The sequence below is a fragment of the Polaribacter pectinis genome (assembly GCF_014352875.1).
GTDB lineage: Bacteria > Bacteroidota > Bacteroidia > Flavobacteriales > Flavobacteriaceae > Polaribacter > Polaribacter pectinis.
The window spans coordinates 2,034,532-2,060,563 of record NZ_CP060695.1; the positions used below are offsets into that span (position 1 = coordinate 2,034,532).

The 26,032-nt window shown below is 30.1% G+C and carries 25 protein-coding genes; 9 read left to right on the forward strand and 16 right to left on the reverse strand.

Going from position 1 to position 26,032, the window contains the following annotated elements; all coding sequences use genetic code 11:
- Positions 1 to 79: 79 nt before the first annotated feature.
- The 3 genes from H9W90_RS09160 to H9W90_RS09170 all read left to right on the forward strand — a co-directional run bounded on the left by H9W90_RS09160 (position 80) and on the right by H9W90_RS09170 (position 2,579).
- Positions 80 to 1,003 carry a glutaminase gene (locus H9W90_RS09160; protein ID WP_187481318.1) on the forward strand — a complete coding sequence of 308 codons (924 nt, stop codon included), beginning with the start codon at positions 80 to 82 and terminating at the stop codon, positions 1,001 to 1,003.
- A 66-nt stretch (positions 1,004 to 1,069) separates the two neighbouring features.
- Complete coding sequence (locus H9W90_RS09165; protein ID WP_187481319.1) at positions 1,070 to 1,915, forward strand: DUF3667 domain-containing protein; 846 nt, start codon at positions 1,070 to 1,072, stop codon at positions 1,913 to 1,915.
- 52 nt (positions 1,916 to 1,967) lie between these two features.
- The gene (locus H9W90_RS09170; RefSeq protein WP_187481320.1) at positions 1,968 to 2,579 is read left to right on the forward strand and encodes a MarC family protein; all 612 of its coding nucleotides are present in this window, start codon (positions 1,968 to 1,970) and stop codon (positions 2,577 to 2,579) included.
- 159 nt (positions 2,580 to 2,738) lie between these two features.
- Here H9W90_RS09170 and H9W90_RS09175 read toward each other — a convergent pair whose 3' ends face one another.
- Both H9W90_RS09175 and rsmG read right to left on the reverse strand, forming a co-directional pair.
- Positions 2,739 to 2,924 (reverse strand): hypothetical protein, encoded by a 186-nt coding sequence (locus H9W90_RS09175; protein WP_187481321.1) that lies wholly within the window; start codon positions 2,922 to 2,924, stop codon positions 2,739 to 2,741.
- Between the two features lie 118 nt (positions 2,925 to 3,042).
- Positions 3,043 to 3,672, reverse strand: coding sequence for a 16S rRNA (guanine(527)-N(7))-methyltransferase RsmG (rsmG, locus tag H9W90_RS09180; RefSeq protein ID WP_187481322.1), 630 nt, complete (start codon positions 3,670 to 3,672; stop codon positions 3,043 to 3,045).
- Positions 3,673 to 3,795: 123 nt separating this feature from the next.
- Here rsmG and H9W90_RS09185 point away from each other — a divergent pair, with 123 nt between their 5' ends.
- A complete protein-coding gene (locus tag H9W90_RS09185; RefSeq protein ID WP_187481323.1) occupies positions 3,796 to 4,887 on the forward strand; it encodes a fatty acid desaturase family protein in 1,092 nt (363 codons plus the stop codon).
- A 23-nt stretch (positions 4,888 to 4,910) separates the two neighbouring features.
- Entirely contained in the window at positions 4,911 to 6,098 is a 1,188-nt protein-coding gene (locus tag H9W90_RS09190; protein WP_187481324.1) for a pyridoxal phosphate-dependent aminotransferase, read from the forward strand.
- Between the two features lie 281 nt (positions 6,099 to 6,379).
- On the opposite strand, the gene H9W90_RS09195 is transcribed toward H9W90_RS09190, so the two are convergent.
- From H9W90_RS09195 to mraZ, 14 genes are all read right to left on the reverse strand, one after another.
- Complete coding sequence (locus H9W90_RS09195) at positions 6,380 to 6,592, reverse strand: hypothetical protein (RefSeq protein ID WP_187481325.1); 213 nt, start codon at positions 6,590 to 6,592, stop codon at positions 6,380 to 6,382.
- A gap of 210 nt (positions 6,593 to 6,802) precedes the next feature.
- The gene (ftsZ, locus tag H9W90_RS09200; RefSeq protein WP_187481326.1) at positions 6,803 to 8,698 is read right to left on the reverse strand and encodes a cell division protein FtsZ; all 1,896 of its coding nucleotides are present in this window, start codon (positions 8,696 to 8,698) and stop codon (positions 6,803 to 6,805) included.
- 83 nt (positions 8,699 to 8,781) lie between these two features.
- On the reverse strand, positions 8,782 to 10,113 hold the full coding sequence (gene ftsA, locus H9W90_RS09205) for a cell division protein FtsA (RefSeq protein WP_187481327.1): 1,332 nt from the start codon (positions 10,111 to 10,113) through the stop codon (positions 8,782 to 8,784).
- Between the two features lie 7 nt (positions 10,114 to 10,120).
- Positions 10,121 to 10,846: a cell division protein FtsQ/DivIB gene (locus H9W90_RS09210; protein ID WP_187481328.1), complete on the reverse strand. Its 726-nt coding sequence runs from the start codon at positions 10,844 to 10,846 to the stop codon at positions 10,121 to 10,123.
- Positions 10,836 to 12,188, reverse strand: a complete 1,353-nt coding sequence (murC, locus tag H9W90_RS09215; protein WP_187481329.1) for a UDP-N-acetylmuramate--L-alanine ligase — start codon at positions 12,186 to 12,188, stop codon at positions 10,836 to 10,838. Before murC ends, H9W90_RS09210 begins: the two co-directional genes overlap by 11 nt.
- Entirely contained in the window at positions 12,185 to 13,279 is a 1,095-nt protein-coding gene (murG, locus tag H9W90_RS09220; protein WP_187481330.1) for an undecaprenyldiphospho-muramoylpentapeptide beta-N-acetylglucosaminyltransferase, read from the reverse strand. The genes murC and murG overlap by 4 nt, the downstream gene beginning before the upstream one ends.
- Positions 13,263 to 14,447, reverse strand: a complete 1,185-nt coding sequence (locus H9W90_RS09225) for an FtsW/RodA/SpoVE family cell cycle protein (protein ID WP_187481331.1) — start codon at positions 14,445 to 14,447, stop codon at positions 13,263 to 13,265. Before H9W90_RS09225 ends, murG begins: the two co-directional genes overlap by 17 nt.
- A gap of 58 nt (positions 14,448 to 14,505) precedes the next feature.
- Positions 14,506 to 15,840, reverse strand: coding sequence for a UDP-N-acetylmuramoyl-L-alanine--D-glutamate ligase (gene murD / locus H9W90_RS09230; RefSeq protein WP_187481332.1), 1,335 nt, complete (start codon positions 15,838 to 15,840; stop codon positions 14,506 to 14,508).
- A gap of 2 nt (positions 15,841 to 15,842) precedes the next feature.
- Positions 15,843 to 17,069, reverse strand: coding sequence for a phospho-N-acetylmuramoyl-pentapeptide-transferase (gene mraY, locus H9W90_RS09235; protein ID WP_187481333.1), 1,227 nt, complete (start codon positions 17,067 to 17,069; stop codon positions 15,843 to 15,845).
- Between the two features lie 5 nt (positions 17,070 to 17,074).
- Entirely contained in the window at positions 17,075 to 18,538 is a 1,464-nt protein-coding gene (locus tag H9W90_RS09240) for a UDP-N-acetylmuramoyl-L-alanyl-D-glutamate--2,6-diaminopimelate ligase (RefSeq protein WP_187483960.1), read from the reverse strand.
- Position 18,539: 1 nt separating this feature from the next.
- A complete protein-coding gene (locus H9W90_RS09245; protein WP_187483961.1) occupies positions 18,540 to 20,501 on the reverse strand; it encodes a penicillin-binding protein in 1,962 nt (653 codons plus the stop codon).
- A 56-nt stretch (positions 20,502 to 20,557) separates the two neighbouring features.
- Positions 20,558 to 20,887 carry an FtsL-like putative cell division protein gene (locus H9W90_RS09250; RefSeq protein WP_187481334.1) on the reverse strand — a complete coding sequence of 110 codons (330 nt, stop codon included), beginning with the start codon at positions 20,885 to 20,887 and terminating at the stop codon, positions 20,558 to 20,560.
- 30 nt (positions 20,888 to 20,917) lie between these two features.
- Positions 20,918 to 21,817, reverse strand: coding sequence for a 16S rRNA (cytosine(1402)-N(4))-methyltransferase RsmH (gene rsmH / locus H9W90_RS09255; RefSeq protein ID WP_187481335.1), 900 nt, complete (start codon positions 21,815 to 21,817; stop codon positions 20,918 to 20,920).
- Positions 21,804 to 22,271, reverse strand: a complete 468-nt coding sequence (gene mraZ, locus H9W90_RS09260; protein ID WP_187481336.1) for a division/cell wall cluster transcriptional repressor MraZ — start codon at positions 22,269 to 22,271, stop codon at positions 21,804 to 21,806. The genes rsmH and mraZ overlap by 14 nt, the downstream gene beginning before the upstream one ends.
- A gap of 211 nt (positions 22,272 to 22,482) precedes the next feature.
- Between mraZ and H9W90_RS09265 the strand changes: the two genes are divergently transcribed.
- From H9W90_RS09265 to H9W90_RS09280, 4 genes are read left to right on the forward strand one after another with little or no spacing between them, the layout of a single operon-like run.
- Entirely contained in the window at positions 22,483 to 23,247 is a 765-nt protein-coding gene (locus tag H9W90_RS09265) for an alpha/beta fold hydrolase (RefSeq protein WP_187483962.1), read from the forward strand.
- Positions 23,248 to 23,288: 41 nt separating this feature from the next.
- Complete coding sequence (yihA, locus tag H9W90_RS09270; RefSeq protein WP_187481337.1) at positions 23,289 to 23,900, forward strand: ribosome biogenesis GTP-binding protein YihA/YsxC; 612 nt, start codon at positions 23,289 to 23,291, stop codon at positions 23,898 to 23,900.
- Positions 23,901 to 23,906: 6 nt separating this feature from the next.
- A complete protein-coding gene (locus tag H9W90_RS09275; protein ID WP_187481338.1) occupies positions 23,907 to 24,593 on the forward strand; it encodes an RluA family pseudouridine synthase in 687 nt (228 codons plus the stop codon).
- Between the two features lie 59 nt (positions 24,594 to 24,652).
- Positions 24,653 to 26,026: an aldehyde dehydrogenase gene (locus H9W90_RS09280; RefSeq protein ID WP_187481339.1), complete on the forward strand. Its 1,374-nt coding sequence runs from the start codon at positions 24,653 to 24,655 to the stop codon at positions 26,024 to 26,026.
- The last annotated feature ends 6 nt before the right edge of the window (positions 26,027 to 26,032 follow it).

Genomic DNA, 26,032 nt, shown 5'->3' on the forward strand with positions numbered 1-26,032 from the left:
ATTTTTATAAAAGGAATTACAGAAATGTAGTTCCTTTTTTTATTTCTAAAAAGTTAACTTCGCTTATTCAATCTATAAAATGGAGATAAAAGTATACCAAAAAATAATTACCGAGATTTATTCTGATATAAAAAATGTTGAAGATCTTGGTAAAGTAGCCAATTATATTCCAGAATTGGGAAATGTTTCTGCAGAAAACTTTGGAGTAAATCTTACAACCATAAAAAACGAAAGTTTTGGCATTGGTAATTTCGAAGAAAAATTCTCCATACAAAGTATTTCTAAAATACTTGCCCTTACTTTAGCTTATAAATTAGAAGGGGAAAAAATATGGCAAAGAGTAGACGTGGAACCTTCTGGAAACCCTTTTAACTCATTACAGCAATTAGAATCCGATAACGGAATTCCGAGAAATCCTTTTATAAATTCAGGCGCAATTGTTGTTTGCGACGTTCTATTGAGTCATTTAACAAATCCAAAAGAAGAATTTTTAGCTTTTTGTAAAGAATTATCTAATAACTCCTCATTAAATTATTCTGAAAAAGTAGCAAAATCAGAAAAAAATACAGGTTTCAGAAATGTGGCTTTGTGTAATTTTATAAAATCTTTTGGTAATATTAAAAACAATGTAGACGAAGTTTTAGACTTCTATTTTCATATTTGCTCTTTAGAAATGAGCTGTAAAGAATTATCGGAAATCTTTCAATTTTTAGCAGACGATAATTTTAGAACACATAAAGGAAACTACGTAATTACAGAAAGCCAAGCAAAAAGAATAAATGCAATTATGCTTACTTGTGGTTTTTATGACGAATCTGGCGAGTTTGCTTTTAGAGTTGGTTTGCCAGGTAAAAGTGGTGTTGGTGGAGGAATTGTGGCAATTCATCCAGATGAATTTTGCATTGCAGTATGGAGTCCAAAATTGAATAAAAAAGGAAATTCTTACAAAGGAATGTTGTTTTTAGAGAATTTTACTACAAAAACAGCGTGTTCTATTTTTTAATTATTACAAAATATCAAAAAAAGGAAGCATCAAAAATATCGTTCCTTTTTTATTTATATTTGATTTATGAACTGTAAAAACTGCCAAGATTCTTTAGAGGAAAATGCTCAATTTTGTGATAATTGCGGCGCAAAAGTAATTATAGATAGAATTACTTTTAAACAACTAATTACAGAATTAATTATAAATGTATTTGGGATTGATAGCAAATTCTTCTTGACATTAAGAAAAATGGCTACAAAACCAGATGAAGTTCTTAAAGAATATCTTTTAGGAGTTCGTAAAAAATATGTGAATCCATTTGCTTTTTTAGCAATTGGCGCAGGTTTATCTCTTTTAATATTTAATTATTTTGCTGATGATTTTATTGCCATACAAAGTAATTTTAATTCAGAAGAAACTGCAAAAATAAAAGAAATGGCAGATTTAGATTTGTCTACACTAAAAAATATATCTGAAAAAGAACTTAAAATATTGGAAGCAAAAAAGAAAGTAGCACAAATACAGATAAAATCTATGGACAAAATGCTACAGTTTATGCTTCATTATTACAATTTACTAACTTTTATCTTTTTACCAATTTATTCGCTTTTAAGTAAATGGACCTATAAAAAACCACATAATTACGGAGAGCATATTGTTATAAATGCATATATCTATGGCTTTACAACTTACTTTTCTATAATCGCTTTTTTTGCGGCAATGTTAATTCATCCATCAATCTACCTATTTAGTATGGTTGCATATATTGGTTATTACTTGTATGCATTTGGTAAACTATACAACCTTACTTTTGGGAAATCAGTTTTAAAGCTTTTACGTTTTTTATTAGGGTTAATTTTATTTTCTTTAATAATTCTAATAACAGTAGCAGTAATAGGTTTTCTTATAGGAAAGCTTGGTTTAATTTAGTTCTTACAAGTGAACTAACAAGTGATTTAATTTAAAAAATAAACAAAGTATAATGACTGAAATTTTAACAACAATATTTTTCATTTTTGCGGTAATAGACCCAATAGGAACAATACCTGTTTATCTTGAAGCTACAAAAGAATTTGATATAATTCATAAAAGAAAAATTGCAATTAGAGCTTCTATAATAGCTTTTTTTATTCTATTATTTTTTATTGTAATTGGACAATTAATTTTAGAAGGCATGTCTGTTTCATTAGATGCTTTTCAAATTTCTGGTGGAGTTATTCTTTTCTTGTTTGCATTAACAATGATTTTTGGCGATGGTAAACCAGAACAGGAAAAAAGTCAAATTACGGATTACAAACACGTTACCATATTTCCTATTGCTATTCCTTCAATAGCTTCACCAGGAGCTATTTTAGCCGTCGTTTTAATGACAAACAACCACATTTACACAATACAACAACAAGCCATTACAACAGTAATTGTATTACTAGTTATTGGCATTACTTGCTTAATTCTTTTAACAGCAAATCATTTACAAAAAAGAATTGGTAATTACGGAATTACAGTTTTAAGTAAAATTATGGGGCTTATTTTAGCTTCTTATGCTGTACAAAGTATCTTAAGTGGAATTAGTAGCTACTTCATTAATGTGTAAGAATTATATTCAGGAATTTTCTCTTAACCAACTATCATTCGTCATTTTATTATGTCCTAAATAATTAAAAAACTAACATAATGATGTTAAAAGCATAAAAAAAGGAATCTCATTTTAAGAGATTCCTTTTTTTATTTATTTATTTTTTAAAAGCTAAAGTTAAGCTTCATCTTTTGTAGTTCTTACAAGACTAATTCCATAGGCGAAAAATATAAATCCTAAAATTCCAAATACAATCATAGAAGCAAAATCACCTCCACCTTGTAAAACCATATATCCTGTATAAATTAATCCAATAATTCCTAAAGTAGTTAATACTGCACCAAATGTTCTTTTTAAATTCATTTTACTTTTTTTTAGTTGTTTAGTAAAACTAATAAAAAGAAATATGGTATCTAAATTTCACAATCGTATGAACAACAAATTGTAGTATATGAGTTCTTTTTTACTGTTTTATAACAAATTACCCCTTAAACTTCATTCCTAAATGAACAACTTTTTTTGTTTCAAAAAATTCTTCCTCGAAAAAATCTGGCAAATTGTAAATGGTTGCAGAAGTATATAATTTTAATTCCTCAGTTAAATCTCCACCTTTTAAATATAGAATTCCGTTTTTTAAATCGTGATTTTGTTTTTTAGCAATTTTACCTTTGTTCCAACGCACAAAAGTTTCCATCTGTGCAACTGCTCTACTTACTATAAAATCGTACGTATCTTTTACTTCCTCTACTCTACCATGTGTAGTTTTTACATTTTCTAAACCCAAACCTTCAGCAACTTCATTTACTACTTTTATCTTTTTACCGATAGAATCTACCAGATGAAACTGTGTTTCAGGAAATAAAATAGCTAATGGAATTCCAGGAAAACCTCCTCCGGTTCCAACATCCATAACTTTAGAACCTGGTTTAAACTGAATTATTTTTGCAATACCTAAAGAATGTAAAACGTGACGTAAATACAATTCGTCTATATCTTTTCTCGAAACAACATTTATTTTTAAATTCCAGTCTTGGTATAATTCTTGGAGTTTAGTGAATTGTTCGATTTGTGTTTCTGATAAATTTTTAAAATATTTGTGAATAATATCCATTTGTAAAATGTTTGAAATGCAAAAATAGTTATACTTAACAAACAATTGGCAACAAAAACTGACGTTTATCATATAAAGCAAATTCAAAAAGTTTATTTTTGCAAATCATTATTAAATTACTGAATGAAAACAATAAATTTCTCAAGAGTAGATAAAGCTAAATTCTTTAGAACTCTAAATAAAAGAGTAAATACATATTTTAAAGAAAATAATTTAAAAAGAACTGGAAACTGGAAATTGTACACAAAAGCAATTATTATGTTCTCATTGTTTTTAGTTCCTTTCATTTTAATCTTAACAGTTTCTATGCCTCAATGGGTAATGATTCTTTTAATGGTTGTTACAGGAATAGGAATGGCTGGTGTTGGTATGAATGTTATGCATGATGCTAACCACGAATCTTTTTCTAAAAGAAAATGGGTAAATAAATTAATGGGAAGTAGTATTTATATTCTTGCCGGAAACGTGTATAATTGGAAAGTACAACACAACGTTTTACACCATACTTTTACCAATGTAGAAGGCCATGATGAAGATATAGATGCTGGAAGAATTATACGTTTTTCTCAACATTCTTCTTGGTTACCAATTCATAAAATTCAAAAATATTATTCTATATTTTTATATGGTTTGCTAACTATAAACTGGGCAATAACAACAGATATTAAACAAATGCGCAGTTATTTAAAACGAAAATTATCTTATGGTAAATTTCCAAATCCTAAAGTAGAGTGGACAAAATTAGTGGTTTCTAAAATTGTGTATTATGCACTTTGGATTGTTTTACCATTATTAGTTTTAGACGTTGCTTGGTGGAAAGTTTTACTTGGTTTCTTTGTAATGCACTATACTGCAGGTATGATTTTAAGTCTAGTTTTTCAATTAGCACATATTGTACCAAATACAGAAATGCCACTTCCAGATAAAGATGGAAATTTAGAACACACTTGGGCAGTCCACCAATTATATACAACTTCTAACTTTGCGCCTAGTAATTGGTTGGTAAACTTCTACACTGGTGGTTTAAATCATCAAGTTGAACATCATATTTTTCCGCATATTTCTCACGTACATTATAATAAATTGGCTAAAATTGTAAAAGAAACGGCTTTAGAGTTTAATTTGCCTTATAACGAATACAAAACAATGTCAAAAGCAGTTGTAGAGCACTTTAGACATTTAGGTGTTTTAGGACAAAAGCCAGAATTAGCATAAACAAACACACAATTAACAGTACAATGACACATCCATTATCGGACAGAATTAACAGTTTACCTGTTTCTCAAACTTTAGCAATGGCTGCAAAAGCAAGAGAATTAAAAGCAGCTGGAAAAGACATTATCAGTTTAAGTTTAGGAGAACCAGACTTTAACACACCAGATTTTATTAAAGATGCTGCAATTGAAGCAATTAATCAGAATTATAATTCTTATTCACCAGTAGATGGTTATTTAGAATTAAAAGAAGCAATTTGCACGAAGTTTCAAAGAGATAATAATTTATCTTATGAACCAAACCAAATTGTAGTTTCTACAGGTGCAAAACAATCAATTGCAAATGTTGCTCAAGTTTTATTAAATCCTGGAGACGAAGTTTTATTACCTGCACCTTATTGGGTAAGTTATTCTGCTATTTCAATTTTAAGTGAAGCAAAATTTGTAGAAATTCCTTCTTCAATAGATGACGATTTTAAAATTACGCCAGCACAATTAGAACGCGCAATTACGCCAAAAACAAAAATGATATTCTTTAACTCACCAAACAATCCTAGTGGATCTATGTACAGTGAAGAAGAATACAGAGCCTTGGCTGCAGTATTAGAAAATCACCCACAAATTTATGTCTTATCAGACGAAATTTACGAACACATAAACTATGGAGCAAAACCTTTTAGTTTTGCAGCTATAGAAAGCATGTACGATAGAACTATTACTGTAAACGGTTTGGCAAAAGCATTTGCTATGACAGGTTGGAGAATTGGTTATATAGGTGCTCCAGAATGGATTGCTAAAGCTTGTACAAAAATGCAAGGGCAAGTTACTTCTGGTACAAACTGTATTGCGCAAAGAGCTGCAATTACTGCAGTTTTAGCTCCGGTTTCTAAAATTCAATTTATGGTAGATGAATTTAGAACTCGTAGAGATATTGTAATTGGCTTATTAAGAGAGATAGATGGTTTTAAAGTAAACGTACCTGAAGGTGCATTTTATGTTTTCCCAGATATTTCTTCATTCTTTGGGAAAACCATTGATGGTGTAAAAATCGAAAATGCAAATGACTTCTCTCTATTCATTTTAGAGAAAGCAAACGTTGCAACTGTAACTGGAGATGCTTTTGGTGCTCCAGATTGTATTAGAATGTCTTATGCGGCATCAGAATTACAGTTACGTGAAGCAATAAAAAGAATTAAAGAAGCTTTGAGTTAAAAAACTTAATTTCTTATAAATATAAAATCCATCTTTAATTAGATGGATTTTTTTGTTTTGGGCATGTTTTTGATTAAAACAAAAAACGCGCTATCCACTATATCTTTTTAAATTTATCAATTAGAAATTTACGTTATTTTAAAATATAATAAACTATTTATTTAATAAGAAATAATTTCTTTCAATCACATTTAAAAAGGATGCCGTTTCTATCGCTCATGCGAGTTAGTTTAGTAATTACCTTATATTCTAAATAAAGAAGTTCAAAAAAATTAAATTACTTAAAACGAAATCATAATAATTGCAATTGCAAAAAGCGATACTCTTAAAATAGTTCCTGTCTGGCTTTCTAAATTACTTTGATTCATAATAAGAGATTTAATTCCCGATAAAGATTTAGATCTTTCAATTCTTATGTTTCTATTTATATCTTGTTTGTAAGCAGAAGTTAAAATTCCTCTTTCTAATACTGATGTTGTAGTTGTGTATTTCATGATATTTAGTTTAATTGATTATATAAAGAAGACGACAAATAAATTTATTTGTTACAACAAAAAAAGCTGTCAAAACTCAAAAAAATGCGTTTTTATAGCGTTCATGGTTTACGACAATTAGAAAAAAAAGTAAAAAAATATTTATAAAAACAAAAAAACCACATCTTTTATGATGTGGTTTTTAGCCTGTAAGGGGTTTTTATGAAGTGGCTAGTCTACATTATCATGTAAAAAAGAATTGTTAGACTTAAAATCTATTTGGTCATCTTCTTTTTTAATAGCTGTTTTAGACTGACTAATTGGAGCGTTTACGTTTAAATCTACACCTTGTCTTTTATATGCAGGCTGACGTTCGATTTCATCTATATTTTTACTTAACTGATCGTTAAATTTATAGTTGAAGCCTTTCATCTTTCTTCGTCTTTCTTCTGCTCTTTGTTGCAACTCTGAAATTGTTAAATCTAATGGCGAAACTTCTTCACTAATTGTTTCAACACTATTTATTTCATTTTGTGGGGTAGAAGTTTTCAATTCAAATTTAACTTCTTCTTCGATAACTTCATTATTTCCAGCTATGTGAGAACTTTTTCCTATGGTAGGTTTTGCATCAAATTCTTCAAGAAAATATCTCTTTTCAGATTCAACTTTAACTTCTTTAACTTCTAAGTTATTAGTGTTTAAAGCACTTTCTTCTGTTAAGTTAAATTTAATTTCCTCTTCTTCCTTTACCTCTGTGTAAGAGTTTAAGGGTAAATCGAATAACAAATCTGCTTGTAATTGTACTGGCTCTTCTTCAATTACCTCTTCTACAACTGGTGTAACATCTGTAATAATAAAATCCTCTTCAGCAATTGTTTCTAGTTGAATTTCATCGTAAGAAACTGGCATACTTGCAATAATTTCTGATGTTTGTACCAAATCCATCTTTGGAGTTTTTGGCTCCGTTAATGTATCTGTATCATCTTCTAAAGTATGTACAATTTTTTGGTCAGATTTATTAGAAATTGGTTGATCTAATGTTGGTGATTTTGTAATTGTTTTTTCACCGAAATTATAGGTTGCTTTTTGCTCATCTTCTAGAGTATGTACAATTTTTTTAACTTCTGTATTTGTAATTGTACTTTGTTGATCTGCTGCAAAACCTGTAGCAACAATAGTTACAGAAATGGCGTCTCCTAATTCTTCATCTTCTCCAATACCCATTATAATGTTGGCGTCATAACCAGCTTCATCTTGAATAAAGTCGTTAATTTCTCCAATTTCGTCTAACGTAACTTCGTTAGTTCCAGAAACAATTAATAACAATACATTCTTTGCTCCTGTAATTTTATTATCGTTCAATAATGGAGAATCTAATGCTTTTACAATGGCGTTTTTAGCTCTATTTGTACCTTCTTCTTTTGCAGAACCCATAATTGCAGTTCCACTATTAGAAAGCACGGTTTTAGCATCGTGTAAATCTATATTTTGTTTATAGTGATGTGTAATTACTTCTGCAATACCTTTAGAAGCTGTAGATAAAACTTCGTCTGCTTTAGAAAAACCAGCTTTAAAACCTAAATTCCCGTATACTTCACGTAATTTATTGTTATTAATTACAATTAAAGAATCTACATTTTGGCGCAGTTGATCGATTCCTAATTGTGCTTGTTTAGAACGCATTCTACCTTCGAACTGAAATGGCATAGTTACAATACCTACAGTAAGAATGTCCATATCTTTTGCAATTTTTGCAATAATTGGCGCAGCTCCTGTTCCAGTACCACCACCCATACCAGCAGTTATAAATACCATTTTAGTTTGGGTATTTAGCATTTGCTGTATCTCTTGCATACTTTCTTTAGCGGCTTGTGCACCAACTTCTGGATTTGCACCAGCACCTAGACCAGATGTTAAGTTAGCCCCTAATTGAATTTTATTAGGAATTGGACTATTTTCTAGAGCTTGTGCATCTGTATTACAGATTACAAAATCTACTCCTTTAATATGTTGCGTAAACATGTGGTTTACTGCATTGCTACCTCCACCACCAACACCAATTACTTTAATAGTGTTAGATTGTGTTTTTGGCATGTCAAATGAAATGTTATCAAATTCTGCGCTCATAATAACGTAACTTTTATTTTTAAATTTTTAATTTTCTTTTTTATTCTCATAGCAAACTTTAACTAAAAAGTTTAAACTATATTTTACTCTGCGTTGTCTAAAAAATCTTTTAAACCTTCAGTAAACTTTTCGAAAAACGACTTTTTCTTTGGTTTTGGTTTTGGCTCTACAATTGGTGTAGCTTCTTCAATTTCTTCTTCAGTTTCGTTGATAATTTCTTCAACAGCTTCTGTAATTTCTTCTTCTTCTTTTACACCTTTTGCTAATCCTTCCATTAACAAACCTACAGCAGTTGCGTAAGCTGGACTTGATAATGCGTCATCAGAATCTCCTGCTAAATGTTCATTTGGAAAACCTATTCTTGCATCCATACCAGTTATATATTCTACTAACTGACGTAAATGTTTTAATTGAGACCCTCCTCCTGTCAAAACAATACCTGCAATTAATTTTCCTTTTGCAGTTTCATGTCCATAATTCTTAATCTCTAAATAGACATGCTCGATAATTTCTTGAACTCTTGCATGAATAATTTTTGATAAATTCTTTAATGTAATTTCCTTTGGTTCTCTTCCTCTTAAACCTGGTATAGAAACAATTTCTGTTTCTTTATTTTCACCTGGCCAAGCAGAACCGAATTTTATCTTTAACAATTCAGCTTGTTTTTCTATAATAGAACAACCTTCTTTAATATCATCTGTTATTACATTTCCTCCAAAAGGAATTACAGCTGTATGACGAATAATTCCGTCTTTAAAAATGGCTAAATCTGTTGTACCACCACCTATATCTATTAAAGCAACTCCTGCTTCTTTTTCTTCTTGACTTAAAACTGCTGATGCAGATGCTAAAGGTTCTAAAGTAATATCACTTAAATCTAAACCTGCACTTTTAACACAACGTCCAATATTTCTAATAGATGACACTTGCCCAACTACCACATGGAAATTAGCTTCTAAACGTCCACCATACATACCAATAGGTTCTTTGATATCTGCTTGAGAATCTACTTTAAATTCTTGCGGTAATACATGAATAATTTCTTCTCCTGGCAACATTACTAATTTGTGAACTTGATTTACCAAATTCTCAATATCAACATCATCAATAACTTCATCTGCGTTATTTCTTGTGATATAATCACTGTGATGCAAACTTCTAATATGTTGACCAGCTATACCAACAACAACTTCCTCTATTTTAACACCAGAAACACTTTCTGCCTCATCCACAGCTTGTTGAATGGATTGTATTGTTTGCGTAATATTACTTACAACACCACGCTTTACACCTAAACTTTTAGCTTTACCTATACCAACAACCTCAATTTTATCGTACTCGTTTTTACGACCAATCATGGCAACAATTTTGGTTGTACCAATATCTAAACCAACTGCTATTTTATTGTTTTCCATTTTTGATTTATTTTGTGCACACAACTTGGTTGTGATATTTTACATTAATCATTTTATAATTATCAATCGTTTTATCTCTAAATGTTTTGTTATAAAACGCTTTTAATTTTTTAAATTTTACATCTATTTCGGTTAATTTTCCAAAATCGATTTTATAATTTCCACTTCTTACGGAAAATTGATACTCATCATCGTCAGATTTCTGTATACCAACGACTTCTTTTTGCAGAAAATTGTCCTTTAAAATAATCTTTATTAAAGGCAATATTTCCTTTACATCTTCTTCATTTTTAATACCAGACACCAACAACACTCTTGCTGAATAATTATCAGACAATGGTACTTTTACACCTTGTCTATCAATATAATAAGAATTAATTTCTGATATAATTCTTGCAATTGGTTTGCGTTGTTTTACCACAGTTTTAAGCACACCACCAATGGTAAAAAAAACAGCAGCTTTTTCTACATAAGGGTTTTTTAAAACGGTATTTTCTAAACCATATAAATCTAACGTAGATTTTGCTTTGTTTCTAACAATTTCACTATTTTGTATTAACAATTTATTAACCATAGAATGTGTTAAGAAATTATTATCTCCAGCTTCAAATTCTACAACAGGTTCTGCTATTATTTTTGCATAATTTCTTTTTGATGAAAAGCTATACAAAAACCCTAAACTTATAATAAGCGTAAGGAATAACAAGTATTTTAAAAACCTTTTAAACTTCATTTTGCTCTGGTTTTAAAAGTTGATTTGTTACCTCATTAATTAATACTCCAATATCTCCAGCACCCAACATTACCACCACTTTTGCAGATGAATTTTTAATATCTTTTAGTAAATTATTTTTTTGTACAAGTTTTTTTTGTGAGTTATTAATTTTATTTAATAACCATTCAGAATTTACTCCAGGAATTGGTTCTTCTCTTGCTGGATAAATATCTAATAATAAAATTTCATCAAACTTTGATAGTGCTCCTGAAAAATCATCAACAAAATCTCTAGTTCTACTAAATAAATGTGGTTGAAATACAACTAACACCTTTTCATTAGGATACATTTCTCTTACTGAATTTTCTACAGCATTAATTTCTGTTGGATGATGTGCATAATCATCAATTAAAACAAAATCTGATGTTTTTATTTTGTAAGAAAACCTTCTTTTTACGCCTTTAAAAGTTGACAAACTCTCTTTGATACTCTCTAGCGAAATTCCATAAACATCAGCCATAGATAATGCAGCTAAAGCATTCATTACATTATGTTTTCCTGGTAAATGAAATTCAATATTTTTTATTTCAGATATTGGTGTTTGTACATCAAAAATGTATTTTCCACTTTCAATTTTTAAATTAAAAGCTCTATAATCCGCATCTTCATTAATGGCATAAGTTAAACCTTTTAAAGGCAAACCTTTTGCTACAATTAGCGTACTTGAAACTCTTTGAGAAAAATCTATAAATGATTCTTGCAATGCTTCTGGATTACCATAAATGTCTAAATGATCTGCATCCATAGAAGTTACACAAGCAATATTTGGGCTTAAGTTTAAAAACGACCTATCAAACTCATCTGCTTCTACTACAGAAACTTTGTCTTCACCTAAAATTAAATTTGAATTATAGTTTTCTGCAATTCCACCTAAAAATGAAGTTGCATTAACTGTATTCATTATATGACCTAAAATAGCAGAAGTTGTTGTTTTTCCATGCGTTCCAGCAACTGCTAAACAAAAGGTTGTTTCTGTTATTTTTCCTAAAATTTCTGACCTTTTTAAAACAGTAAATTTATTATCTAAAAAGTAATTTAATTCAGTATGATTTTTAGGAACTGCAGGCGTATAAACCACCAATGTTTTTTCTTTGTTTAAAAAAGAAATAGGAATATTTTTCAAGGCATCTTCAAAATGAATTTCTACTCCCAATTCTTCTAAATCTGATATGATTTTAGATGGTGTTTTATCATACCCTGCAACTTGTTTTCCATTGGCAGCAAAATAACGCGCAATTGCACTCATTCCTATGCCACCAATTCCGACAAAATATACGTTATGTATGTTTTTTAAATTCACTTTTTTAATAACTTTTCTACTTCGTTTACAATATCTGTTGTTGCGCTAGGCAACGCTAACTCTTTTATATTTTCAGCTAAACTTTGCTGTTTTCCTTCGTCTTTTAATAGCGTTTCAAAAACTATTGGAAATGTTTCTAACTCACTTTCTTTTAACAAAATTGCTGCATGCTTATCTGCTATAGATTTGGCATTTTTTGTTTGATGATCTTCTGACACATTTGGTGATGGAATAAAAACTACAGGCTTGCCAACAATACATAATTCGGATACTGAGCTTGCTCCTGCTCTAGATATAATAAAATCTGAAGCTGCATACGCAAAATCCATTCTATTTATAAATTGATGCACTTGTACATTCTCTAAATTATTGTGTTTTTTATACTCGTTAAAATATAATTTTCCACATTGCCAAATAACCTGAATTCCTTGTTTTTTAAAGAATTCTAAATTTGTTTCTATTAATTGATTTACTCTTCTTGCCCCTAAACTTCCTCCTAAAATTAAAACAGTTTTTTTTGTTTTATCTAACTTAAAAAAATCTTTTCCTTCTGCTGTTTTAGAATAAATTGATAATAAGTCTTGACGAACAGGATTACCTGTTTTAATTATTTTATGAACAGGAAAAAAACTTTCTAAATTATCATAAGCAACACAAATTGTATTTGCCTTTTTGCTTAATAATTTATTAGTAATTCCTGGAAAAGAATTCTGCTCTTGTATTAATGTTGGAATTCCTTTTCTATTTGCCATCATTAGTGTTGGCCCACTTGCAAAACCTCCAGTTCCAATAGCTATATCTGGCTTAAATTTTCTGATTATTTTTCCTGCTTTTAACAAGCTACTTCCTAGTTTAAAAGGGAATGATAAATTATCTACTGAAATTTTTCTTTGAATTCCAGAAATCCACAAACCTTCTATTTTATATCCAGCTTGCGGCACTTTTTCCATTTCCATTTTATCTTTTGCACCAACAAACAGAAAGTTTGCATCTGGATAACGTAATTTTAATTCGTTAGCAATTGCAATTGCCGGATATATATGTCCGCCAGTTCCACCTCCAGAAATTAATATGTTAATCGATTGTTTCATGTAAAATATCTAAAGGATTATCATCTAAAATTTCTTCTTCTGTAACTGTTTTTGTTGCACTAACACTTAAAATCATTCCTAAAGCAAAACAAGTCATCCAAATTGAAGTTCCTCCACTACTAATAAGTGGTAGAGTTTGCCCAGTTACAGGAAATAAATTAGTTGCAACTGCCATATTTATTGTTGCTTGAAAAATAATTGGTAAGCCAACTCCTAAAACCAATAATGTTCCAAAAATTGTGGTTGTTTTTCTAATAACAACAAAAATTCTAAATAGTAATAAGAAATAAATAGATAGAATTATAAAACCACCAACCATACCATATTCTTCAATAATAATTGCAAAAATAAAATCGGATGAAGATTGTGGTAAAAAGTTTTTTTGAACACTTTTACCTGGACCAACTCCAATAGCTCCACCTGTTGCAATTGCTATTTTAGCTTTTTCTACTTGATAAGCTTCCTTTCCTCCTTCTTGAGAAAAATTTTCTATTCTATTTTGCCAAGTTTGTACCCTATTTGGCATTGCATCTGGAAATGCTTTTGCTATCAACACAAAAAATGTAAGCACCACAAGACCTGCTCCTAAAATAAAAGCAATGTATTTTAATGGATATCCACCTATAAAAACAATTACTAAAATCATTGTAAAAATGATTGCTGTTGTTGAAAAGTTTGCTGGTAAAATTAGAATTAAAACCAATGATACTGGCAACCAAAGTTGCAATAGGCTTTCTTTAAATTTAATTTCTTTCTCTTTGTTTCTTGCTAAATACCTTGCCACATACACCATTAAAACCAAACCAGCTAATGTAGAAGTCTGAAAACCAATACCTCCAATACGAATCCATCTACTTGCATTTGCTCCTCCAATAGTTGTTCCTTGAGCTAATGTTACAGCCAGTAAAACAATTACAACAGGCAACATAATTACTGAACCTCCAGAGAAATATCTATAAGGCACTTTATGAACTCCATAAATAATTGCAAAACCCATTATTAATAAAACGGCATGTTTTATTAAATGACCAAAAGTAGACCCATTACCAACAACATATACCAAGTTTGTACTTGCGCTATACACAGGCATAAATGAGAATATTGCCAAAATAGCAACAATTGCCCAAATGGTTTTATCTCCTTTTATATGTTGAAAAATAGTTTTCATTAATTTTTTTACTCGAATTTTAAATAACTATATTTTATTATAAATCAATTAAATTATCTTAAAGACTTCTTACCGCTTTTTTAAATTGACGACCTCTGTCTTCATAATTTTCAAACAAGTCGAAACTAGCACAAGCTGGCGACAATAAAACTGTTTCTCCTCTTTCTGCCAATTTATGAGAAACTTTAACTGCTTCTTCTGCTCCAGCAGTTTCCACAATAATATCTACAACGTTTTTAAAAGTATTTTTAATTTTCTCATTGTCAAGACCTAAACACACTATTGCTTTAACTTTTTCTCTAACTAGGGGTAATAAATCATTATAATCATTCCCTTTGTCTACACCACCAACAATCCAAACTGTTGCAGTATCCATACATTCTAACGCATAGAAAGTTGCATTGATATTTGTAGCTTTAGAATCATTAACATATGCAACACCTTTAACTTTTGCTACATTTTCTAGACGGTGTTCTGCACCTTCAAAATCTTCTAAACTTTCTCTAATAGTCTGCTTTCTAACTTTAAGTAACTGTGCAGCCATTGTTGCTGCCATTGCGTTTTTTGTATTGTGTTTTCCTTTTAATGATAAGGCTGAAGTTGGCATATGTATTGTGTCTTTATTAATGTTGATTATAATATTGTTTTCTTTAATGTATGCTCCGTACTCTAATTCTTTTTCAAGTGAAAACGGAACCAGTTTCGCTTGTGTTTTATTTTCTTTTAACCAATTATTGATAGCTTCATCATCTGCATCATAAATTAAAAAATCGTTTGCAGTTTGGTTTTTAGTAATTCTAAATTTTGACGCTATATATTTGTTAAAATCATACTCATATCTATCTAAATGATCTGGTGTAATGTTGGTTAAAATTGCAATATGACTATTAAAATCTTCAATTCCATCTAACTGAAAACTACTTAATTCTAACACATAATTGCCATATTTCTGCTCAGCTACTTGTTGTGCAAAACTGTCACCAATATTACCTGCAACTCCAACATTTAATCCTGCATTTTTTAAAATGTAATGTGTTAATAATGTTGTGGTTGTTTTTCCATTAGAACCAGTAATCCCAATAATTGTAGCATTTGTATATTTTGCTGCAAATTCAATTTCAGAAATCACTTTTATTCCATTTTCCTTCAACTTTAAAATCAAAGGAACTGTATCAGGAATTCCTGGGCTTTTTACAACTACATCTGCATTTAAAATTTTTGCTTCAGTATGATTTTTCTCTTCAAAATCTATCTCGTTATTTAAAAGAACTTCTTTATATTTTTTTGATATTTCTCCTCTATCAGAAACAAAAACATCATATCCTTTTTGCTTTCCTAATATTGCAGCTCCAACACCACTTTCTCCACCACCAAGAATTGTTAGTTTTTTCACTTTTATCTTAATTTTAAAGTAACAATTGCAAATACTGCTAATAGAATTCCTACAATCCAAAAGCGGACAACTATTTTACTTTCGTGATAACTTAATTTTTGATAATGATGATGTAGAGGCGACATTCTAAAAATTCTTCTTCCTTCTCCGTATTTTTTGCGCGTATATTTAAACCACGAAACTTGCATGATTACTGATAAATTTTCTATCACAAAAATTCCTGCTAAAATTGGCAACAACAATTCTTTTCTAATTGAAATTGCTATTACTGCTATAATTCCGCCAATAGTTAAACTCCCAGTATCTCCCATAAAAACTTGAGCTGGATAAGTATTGTACCAAAGAAAACCAATTAATGCTCCAGCAAATGCTAGTATAAAAACTGTCATTTCTCCAGAGTTTGGTATGTACATAACATCTAAATAATCGGCAAAAATGATATTACCAGAAACCCAAGCAAAAATTGCCAATGTTATTACCATAATTGCAGATGAACCAGCTGCGAGACCATCTATACCATCTGTTAAATTTGCTCCGTTAGAGATTCCAGTTACAATAAAAACCGTTACAAAAATGAAAACTATCCATCCATATTTCTCATAACCATCTCCTAAAAAATTGAATGCTTTAGAGTAATCTAATTCGTTATTCTTAAAAAATGGAACTGTTGTTTTTGTAGATTTATGAGCTTCACCAAATACTTTTTTTCTTCCGTTTTCTTGTGTAATTTGTTGCTCTATTGGTAGTTGTTCTTTTATAGTTACATCATCATTAAAATATAACATAGACCCCACAATGACACCTAAACCAATTTGGCCTAAAACTTTAAACTTCCCGCTTAAACCTCCTTTGTCTTTTTTAAATACTTTAATATAATCATCTAAAAAACCTATTAACCCCATCCAAACTGTAGTTATTATTAAAATAATAATGTAGATATTATCTAATTTTGCTAACAAAATTGCTGGAATTAAAGTTGCAACAATAATGATAATTCCACCCATTGTTGGTGTACCTGCTTTTTGAACTTGCCCCTCTAAACCTAAATCTCTAATAGACTCTCCAACTTGTTGTTTTTGTAAAAAGTTGATAATTCTCTTACCATAAATAGCAGAAATTAATATGGAAAAAATAAATGCTGCTGCTGCTCTAAATGTGATAAATTGAAACACACTAGCACCAGGAAAACTGAATTGACTTTCTAAATATTCAAATAAATAATACAGCATTCTTACTAATTTTTAAGTTGATTGAAACATTTTTTAACCTCTTCTAAATCATCAAAATGTGTACGAATACCATTTACTTCTTGATAATTTTCATGTCCTTTTCCTGCAATTAATATGATATCTCCAGTTTTAGACAATTTACATGCTGTTTTAATTGCTTGCCTTCTATCTAAAACCGTTAATGTTTTTTTATAGTTTTCTGGAGAAACACCAAGCTCCATTTCATCTAAAATGATTTGTGGATTTTCTGTTCTTGGGTTGTCTGATGTAAAAATTACCTGATTACTTAATTGCGAAGCAATATGTGCCATTTTTGGTCTTTTGGTTTTATCTCTATCACCACCACAACCAACAACAGTAATTACGTTTTCGTTACCAGTTCTAATATCATTAATTGTTTCTAATACATTTTTAAGTGCATCTGGCGTATGTGCATAATCTACAATTGCAGTAATTCCATCTTCAGAAACCACATATTCGAATCTTCCACTAACGCTTTCTAACTCACTTACAATTGTTAATACCTCTAATTTTTCTAATCCTAGCAATTCTGCAGTAGCAATAATTGCTGTTAAATTATAAATATTGAAAACACCTATTAATTTAGTCCAAACCTCTATTCCATCAACAGAAATTAAAGTTCCAGACAATTGTTTTTCTAAAATTTTAGACTTAAAATCTGCCAAGGTTTTTAAGGCATACGTTTTCTTTTTCGCTTTTGTGTTTTGCAACATGAAGTCGCCATTTTTATCATCGATATTTGTTAAAGCAAAAGCCGATTTTGGCAACGCATCAAAAAATTGTTTTTTAACATCTCTATATTCTGCAAAAGTTGAATGATAATCTAAATGATCATGAGAAAGATTTGTAAAAATTCCTCCAGCAAAAACTAAGCCTTCTGTTCTCTTTTGATGTATTCCATGAGAACTTACTTCCATAAAACAGAAATCCACCCCTTCATCAATCATTTTATCTAAATAACTATTAATAGTTACCGAATCTGGAGTTGTGTGTGTGGCTTTAAATTCGGTTTCATCAACTAAAATTTTAACCGTAGATAACAAACCAACTTTATAACCAGCTTTTTTAAATAGTTGATATAAAAGTGATGCGATTGTTGTTTTCCCATTTGTACCTGTAACTCCTATTAATGGGAGTTTAGTTGAAGGATTGTTATAAAAATTTGACGCCATAATTGCCAAAGAAATATTTGCATCAGCAACCTGAATATATGTTATTCCTTCTTTTTTATCTGTAGGAAAATCTTCACAAATAATTGCAGTTGCTCCTAAACTAATTGCTTTATCAATATATAAATGACCATCTACAGAAACTCCTTTTTGAGCAATAAACACATCATTTTGTTCGATTTGTCTAGAATCGAAAACAAGATTATTTACATCAATATTTGTACTACCAAATACTTGATGAATTGAAACCTGATATAATATGTCTTTTAAATTCTTCAGTTTATGAAAGTTTTAAAATAATGGTTGCTCCTTTTATTAATTTCTCTCCTCTTTTAAGTGATTGAGATTCCACTTTTCCAACGCCAGAAATCTTTACTTTTAATCCAATATTCTCTAACAACGATAATGCATCCATACCAGACATTCCTTCTACATTTGGCACTTTATTGTAATCTTTATTCAATTGCGTATTATATTTTAAATACTGATCATTTATAGAAGTAAACTCTGTTTTATCATCTACAGATTGATTATCTATTGGCGTAGTTGTGTAAATTTTTTGTGCAATTTCTTTAAAAACCGGTGCAGCAACTGTTGCTCCATAATATCCTTTCTCTTTTTTAGGATCGTGAATCACCACAATGCATGAATATTTAGGGTTATCCGCAGGAAAAAAACCTGCAAACGACGCTACATAATGTTTGGTAGAATAATGACCAGAAATAGTTTCTCCTTTTGCATTTTTGTGTCTAGGAATGTATTTTTTTGCTGTACCTGTTTTACCAGCCATAGAAAAATTAGAAGAATAAATATTTGTTGCAGTACCTTTAATAACAACATTTTCCATTACTTTTCTAATCTTCTTTAAAGTTTCATCTGAAGCTATTTTTGAGTTTACAACCTCTGTTTTAAAAACCTTTTCTAATTTCTCTTGTCTTCTTAATTCTTTAATAAAACGCGGTTTTACCATTACACCATTGTTAGCAACAGCATTATAAAACATTAAAGTTTGCATTGGCGTTACCGAAACTCCATAACCCCAAGACATCCATTCTAAAGATATCTTACTCCAAGCTTTGTCTGTTGGAATTGGCACATAAGGCTTTCCTTCACCTTTAATCTGAAAACCTATTGGTTTTGTAAATCCGTATTTTTCTATTTTGTCGATAAACTTTTGAGGATTTTTATCATAATGCTCTTTAATTATCTTTACAATTCCAACGTTAGAAGAAACTTCAAAAACTCTAGCCGCAGAAATTTTACCATAACCACCTCTATGAGAATCTTCTACTTTTCTATTATGAATGTAAATCTTCCCTTTTTCTGTATCTACAACAGTAGAAGTATCTATTAATTTATCATCTAAAACTGCCATTAAACTTGCTAGTTTAAATGTAGATCCAGGTTCATGACTTTCCCAAACTGCATAATTTCTTTTCTCGAAATATTTTCCTTTTGACGTTCTACCAAGATTAGAAATGGCTTTAATTTCTCCCGTTTCAGTTTCCATAACAACAGCACAACCATGGTCTGCTTCAAAAGCCTCTAATTGACGTAATAATGCGTGATGTGTAATATCTTGAATATTAACATCTATTGTTGTGATAATATCATGCCCATCTATAGGCTCTTTTTCATTTACATCGTTAATTGGTTTCCATTGGTTTTTTGCGATTTTTTGTTTCCAACGCAACCCATTTTCACCTTGCATATATTCAGTAAAAGCCCCTTCTATTCCAGCTTCTCCTCTGTAATCATCATAACCAATTGTACGTTCTGCAATTTTACCAATAGGATGCGCACGAACTGTTCTGTGCTCTGCAATAAAACCTCCTCTATAAACCCCCAAATTAAATATTGGAAATTCTTTCATTTTTAGATAATCATTATAGCCAATATTTCTAGCAATTAATAAGTATCTGTTTTTTCTCTTCTTGGCAGTTCTTAATCTTTTTTGATAATAGCCAGCAGAATTACCCAACATTCTAGAAAGTTCTTTAGATAACCCTGCTATATTTTTTTCAAAAACCTCACTATCTACAGCAACTGCATCCATTCTAATTGTAAATTTAGACATAGAAGTTGCTAGTAAATTTCCATCTGAACCATAAACATTACCTCTATTTGCATAGATAGTGTCTTGTTTAATTGTAAGTTCTGTAGAAAGTTTTCTGTATTTTTCTCCTTGAGAGTACTGTATATTAAAAACCCTAATAATGACCGCAATTAAAAAAAGCGTCATAAAAGCAGCTACCAAGTAGAATTTTGTAAGTATGCTTTTTTTATGAGTTGCCAATTTTATTCTTTTTTATAGGTTACTTTAATTTTTTTTGGAGGGGTTTCTGAAGGTTTTAAACCTCGTTTTTTTGCTTTCTCTCGAATACTGGATTCCATTTCCATTCTAGTTAGAATTGTTTCAGTATCTAAAGACTCTGCTCTTAACTCTCTTTTCTTTTTATTTAATTCCGATATTTTAATTACTTTTTTATCGGCATTGTGTGCACTAGAAATCATAATTAACAACAGTAACACAACAAAAATGATAACTCGCCAATTCTTAAAAGCAGATTCATCTGTAAGAAAACTCCCTCGCAGAAAATCATAAATTCCTTTTTTAACTTTTGACATTATCTCTATTGATTTTTAAAAAACACAACATTAAACCTTTAAAGTTGCAATTCTTAATTTAGCGCTGCGAGCCCGATTGTTAATTTTAATTTCCTGTGGGGTAGGCACTATTAACTTTCCTACTTTCTGCAACGGAACATCACTGTTACCGAAAACATCTTTTTCTGGCTCGCCACTAAATAACCCTGTTCTAATAAATCTTTTCACCAACCTATCTTCTAAAGAATGATAAGAAATAACACTTAACCGTCCTTCTTCTTTCAATAAATTTGGCATTTGTTGTAAAAACTCTCTCAACACATCAAGTTCCTCATTTACTTCTATTCTAACTGCTTGAAATATTTGTGCTAATATTTTATGCTCTTTCGCTTTTGGCAAATACTTTTGCAACACTTGTTTTAACTGAAAACTAGTCTCTATTCTCTCACCTTCCCTGCTCTCAACAATTGTTTTTGCTATGTTTCTCGAATTTCTTAACTCACCATACAAAAACAATATTTCTGCTAATTTTTCTTCCGAATAACTATTAATAATTTCTTTGGCCGAAACTTTAGATTTTTGATTCATTCTCATATCTAAATCACCATCAAAACGAATAGAAAAACCTCTTTCTGCTTCATCAAATTGATGAGAAGAAACACCTAAATCCGCCAAGATTCCATCAACTTTTTTTATCCTATGAAACCTTAAAAACCTAGATATAAACCTAAAGTTTTCCGGAATTAAAGTAAAACGCTCATCCTCTATTTCATTCTCTAACGCATCTGGATCTTGATCAAAAGCAAACAACCTACCATTTGGCCCGAGTCTTTTCAATATTTCTCTTGAATGTCCTCCTCCTCCAAAAGTGACATCTACATAAACACCATCTTCCTTAATAGCCAAGGCATCTATACTTTCTTGCAATAAAACTGGATTATGATAACTCATCTGCATCTATATTACCCATTACTTCCTCTGCCAAATCAGCAAAATCTAAAGCCGCATCATCTATTGCTTTTTCATAGTTTTCTTTATCCCAAATCTCAATAATATTAACCGATGAAGACATTACAACTTGCTTCTTAATATCTGCAAAACCACATAAATCTTTCGGAATTAAAATTCGTCCAGAAGCATCTAATTCTACAATTTTTACACCTGCTGTAAACCTTCTAATAAAATCGTTATTCTTCTTCTTAAACTTATTTAACTTATTAATTTTTTCCATCATTAAATTCCACTCCTTCATTGGATACAACTCCAAACAAGGTTGAAAAACCGCTCTTTTAACCACAAAACCTTCAGACAACACAGAAGACAACTGCTTTTTGAAAGCTGATGAAAACATCATTCTTCCTTTAGCATCTGCCTTACATTCGTATGTACCAATTAGGTTTATCACTTAAAAATTAAATTAGTTTAATAGATATCAAAAATATATAAAATTTACCACTTTTTACCACTTTTTACCACTTTGTTAATAAATAACGCTTTTATTAACAAATTGTTATCTGTAAAAGGCTAAAAAGAGAAAAATGAGCGATTTACGAAAACAATATTTATATCATAAAAAAGAATTACATTTGCGATTGAGTGAAATCAAACAAAAATCAATGACTGACCTGTTAAAAACTGAAGGAAAATTTACATACGCAGAAGCTGGAGAAGGTCCTGCAATCATTGTTTTACATGGATTAATGGGAGCTTTAAGTAATTTTAACTCTACATTTAATCATTTCTCTAACAATGGTTATAAAGTTTTAATTCCTGAATTACCTTTGTATTCATTACCTCTTTTAAAGACGAATGTTAAGAATTTAGCTTCCTTTTTAAAAGAATTTATGGAGTTCAAAAAAATAGAGAGTGCTGTTTTACTTGGAAATTCTTTAGGTGGACATATAGGTTTATATTTTACTAAACATTATCCAGAGAAAGTAAGTGCACTTGTTTTAACTGGTAGTTCTGGTTTATACGAAAAAGCAATGGGAGATAGTTTTCCTAAAAGGGGAAACTACGAATACATAGAAGAAAAAACTAAAGCTGTTTTTTACGATCCAGAAATTGGAACAAAAGAAATGGTTGATGATGTTTTTAAAATTGTAAACGACAGAAGCGCCGTTATTAGAACATTAGCAATTGCAAAAAGTGCCATTAGACATAATATGGCAAATGATTTACCAGAAATGACGCAACCAACTTGTATTATTTGGGGTAAACAAGACACTGTTACTCCACCAGAAGTTGGTGAAGACTTCCATAAATTATTACCAAATTCAGATTTATTTTGGATTGATAAATGTGGACATGCAGCAATGATGGAAAGACCAGAAGAATTTAACAAAATTCTTCAAGATTGGTTTACTTCTAGAAATATTTAATGCTCGCAGTAAAGAGTACTTAAAAAAAAGAATACACTACAATGAAAATTAAATCTGCCGAGTTTGTAATGAGCAACAGTAATGTTACTAAAGCTCCTAAAGACAGAATACCAGAATACGCTTTTATTGGTCGTTCTAATGTTGGTAAGTCTTCATTAATTAATATGTTAATGGAGCGCAAAGATTTAGCCAAAACATCTGGAAAGCCTGGTAAAACTCAACTTATTAATCATTTTAAAATAAATGACGAATGGTTTTTAGTAGATTTACCTGGTTATGGTTATGCTCAAATTTCTAAAAAGAAAAGAACCATTTTTCAGTTTTTTATCGAAAACTATTTTAAAGAAAGAGAACAATTAGTTTGTACTTTTATTTTGATAGACTCTAGACACGATCCCCAAAAAATTGATATTGAATTCATGCAATTTTTAGGAGAAAATCAAATTCCATTTTGTATTGCATTTACCAAAGCAGACAAGTTAAGTAGCTCTAAATTAAACAAACAAATTACTTCTTATAAAAAGAAACTTTTAAATACTTGGGAAACTCTGCCAACCTCTTTTATAACCTCTTCTTCTAGTGGACTTGGTCGTAAAGAATTTTTAGATTTCATTGATGGTGTAAACGAAGATGTAGCCAAAGACTTTCAATAGAAACTAATGCAATCTACCAAAGAAAATTTACAAGTTTTATTTGAAGATAATCATATTATTATCGTTAATAAAAGAGCTGGAGACATTACACAAGGAGATAAAACTGGAGATAAACCTTTAAACGATGTTCTAAAAGAATACGTAAAAGATAAATACAACAAACCTGGCAATGTTTTTATTGGCACTGTACATAGACTAGACAGACCAACTTCTGGCATTGTAATTTTTGCAAGAACCTCTAAAGCTTTAGAGCGCTTAAATAAAATGTTGCGCGATAAAACCATTAACAAAACATATTGGGCAATTGTAAAAAACACTCCAAAAAAACCAACTGATACGTTAGTAAATTTCTTAAAAAAAGATACAAAGAAAAACAAATCTTTCGTTTATAAAAAAGAAATTGAAGGCAGTAAAAAAGCAACTCTACATTATAAAATTCTTAAAAAACTAGAAAACTATTCTTTGTTAGAAATAGATTTAGAAACGGGTAGACATCATCAAATTAGAACTCAACTATCTCATATTGGAAGCCCAATAAAAGGCGATTTAAAATACGGCTTTAATAGAAGTAATAAAGATGGAAGCATCAGTTTACATGCTAGAAAAATAGAATTTATTCACCCTGTTTCTAAAGAAAATATCTTAATTTTTGCTCCTACACCAAATGATGTAATTTGGAACGCTTGTAACTAATGTTTATCTTTAGAAAAATTAGTGTTTTTCTAAAATAAAAAATACAAGAAATTTAATTCATGGATATTCATCAACTTTTACAGGAACAAAAAAATTACTTTTCATTACAACAAACAAAAAATATTTCTTTTAGAAAAAACTGCTTAATAAAACTTCAAAAAGAACTGATAAAAAAGGAGTCTGACATAATAAAGGCACTTTATAATGACTTTAAAAAATCTGAATACGAAGCTATTTTAACAGAAACCTCAATAGTTTTAAGTGAGTTAAAAATGACTATTGACAAACTAAATTCTTGGGCAAAACCAGAACGAGTTTTACCTTCACTTTTAAACTTTCCATCATCAGCAAAAATATATAAAGAACCTTATGGAAACGTTTTAATAATTTCTCCCTGGAATTATCCTCATCAATTAGCTTTTGCTCCATTAATTGGTGCAATTGCAGCCGGAAATACTGTGGTATTAAAACCCTCTGAACTAACTCCAAATACAAGTGCAATTACGAAAGAAATAATCGAATCGGTTTTTAGTAAAGAACATGTTGCTGTAGTTGAAGGTGGTGTTGATGTATCAGAAGAATTATTAAATCAACGCTGGGATTATATTTTTTTTACAGGAAGTGTTCCTGTAGGAAAAATTGTTGCCAAAGCAGCAGCAGAACATTTAACGCCAGTTACTTTAGAATTGGGTGGAAAAAGCCCTTGTATTGTTGACAAAACTGCTGACATTAAATTGGCCGCAAAGAGAATTGTATGGGGAAAATTTATAAATGGCGGACAAACCTGTATAGCTCCAGATTATTTATTAATTCATAAATCTATAAAAAATGAATTTGTTAATTATTTTAAAGATGAATTAACAAAAGCTTATGGAGATAACCCAGAAAATTCTGCAGATTTTCCGAGAATAGTAAATGCCAAAAATTTTAACAGATTGGCTTTAATGTTAGAAAAAGAAACCTTTTTAACGGGTGGAAAAACAAACAAAGAAGACAATTATATCTCTCCTACTTTAATTGATGAGCCTTCATTAGAAAGCGAAGTTATGAAAGGTGAAATTTTTGGACCAATACTCCCTCTTATTTCTTTTGAAAATGAAGAAAAAATTGAAGATATACTTTCTAAATACGACAAACCTTTGGCCTTTTACATTTTTTCTACGGATAAAAAAATTGTCAAAAAAATGATTAAAAAACACTCTTTTGGCGGTGGAACAATTAATGACACAACTGTACATTTTGTAAACCATAGACTACCTTTTGGTGGCGTTGGAGAAAGTGGAATTGGAGGTTATCATGGTAAAAAAACTTTCGATACTTTTTCTCATAGCAAAGGAGTAGTTACAAGAGGTAATTGGTTAGATTTAACTATTAGATACGCCCCTTACACAGATAAATTGAAAAAATTACGCGCTTTATTAAAGTGGACTTAATTTTAC

Excerpts from the sequence above, each read along its gene's own strand:
- H9W90_RS09195 (WP_187481325.1), bottom strand. The coding sequence starts at position 6,592 with ATGAAATACACAACTACAACATCAGTATTAGAAAGAGGAATTTTAACT.
- murG (WP_187481330.1), bottom strand. The coding sequence starts at position 13,279 with ATGAAACAATCGATTAACATATTAATTTCTGGAGGTGGAACTGGCGGA.
- ftsA (WP_187481327.1), bottom strand. The coding sequence starts at position 10,113 with ATGGAAAACAATAAAATAGCAGTTGGTTTAGATATTGGTACAACCAAA.
- yihA (WP_187481337.1), top strand. The coding sequence starts at position 23,289 with ATGAAAATTAAATCTGCCGAGTTTGTAATGAGCAACAGTAATGTTACT.
- H9W90_RS09175 (WP_187481321.1), bottom strand. The coding sequence starts at position 2,924 with ATGAATTTAAAAAGAACATTTGGTGCAGTATTAACTACTTTAGGAATT.
- rsmH (WP_187481335.1), bottom strand. The coding sequence starts at position 21,817 with ATGAGTTATCATAATCCAGTTTTATTGCAAGAAAGTATAGATGCCTTG.
- rsmG (WP_187481322.1), bottom strand. The coding sequence starts at position 3,672 with ATGGATATTATTCACAAATATTTTAAAAATTTATCAGAAACACAAATC.
- mraY (WP_187481333.1), bottom strand. The coding sequence starts at position 17,069 with ATGCTGTATTATTTATTTGAATATTTAGAAAGTCAATTCAGTTTTCCT.
- H9W90_RS09250 (WP_187481334.1), bottom strand. The coding sequence starts at position 20,887 with ATGTCAAAAGTTAAAAAAGGAATTTATGATTTTCTGCGAGGGAGTTTT.
- H9W90_RS09275 (WP_187481338.1), top strand. The coding sequence starts at position 23,907 with ATGCAATCTACCAAAGAAAATTTACAAGTTTTATTTGAAGATAATCAT.
- H9W90_RS09170 (WP_187481320.1), top strand. The coding sequence starts at position 1,968 with ATGACTGAAATTTTAACAACAATATTTTTCATTTTTGCGGTAATAGAC.
- H9W90_RS09190 (WP_187481324.1), top strand. The coding sequence starts at position 4,911 with ATGACACATCCATTATCGGACAGAATTAACAGTTTACCTGTTTCTCAA.
- ftsZ (WP_187481326.1), bottom strand. The coding sequence starts at position 8,698 with ATGAGCGCAGAATTTGATAACATTTCATTTGACATGCCAAAAACACAA.
- H9W90_RS09185 (WP_187481323.1), top strand. The coding sequence starts at position 3,796 with ATGAAAACAATAAATTTCTCAAGAGTAGATAAAGCTAAATTCTTTAGA.
- H9W90_RS09165 (WP_187481319.1), top strand. The coding sequence starts at position 1,070 with ATGAACTGTAAAAACTGCCAAGATTCTTTAGAGGAAAATGCTCAATTT.
- H9W90_RS09160 (WP_187481318.1), top strand. The coding sequence starts at position 80 with ATGGAGATAAAAGTATACCAAAAAATAATTACCGAGATTTATTCTGAT.
- H9W90_RS09245 (WP_187483961.1), bottom strand. The coding sequence starts at position 20,501 with ATGACGCTTTTTTTAATTGCGGTCATTATTAGGGTTTTTAATATACAG.
- H9W90_RS09225 (WP_187481331.1), bottom strand. The coding sequence starts at position 14,447 with ATGAAAACTATTTTTCAACATATAAAAGGAGATAAAACCATTTGGGCA.
- H9W90_RS09280 (WP_187481339.1), top strand. The coding sequence starts at position 24,653 with ATGGATATTCATCAACTTTTACAGGAACAAAAAAATTACTTTTCATTA.
- H9W90_RS09265 (WP_187483962.1), top strand. The coding sequence starts at position 22,483 with ATGACTGACCTGTTAAAAACTGAAGGAAAATTTACATACGCAGAAGCT.
- H9W90_RS09210 (WP_187481328.1), bottom strand. The coding sequence starts at position 10,846 with ATGAAGTTTAAAAGGTTTTTAAAATACTTGTTATTCCTTACGCTTATT.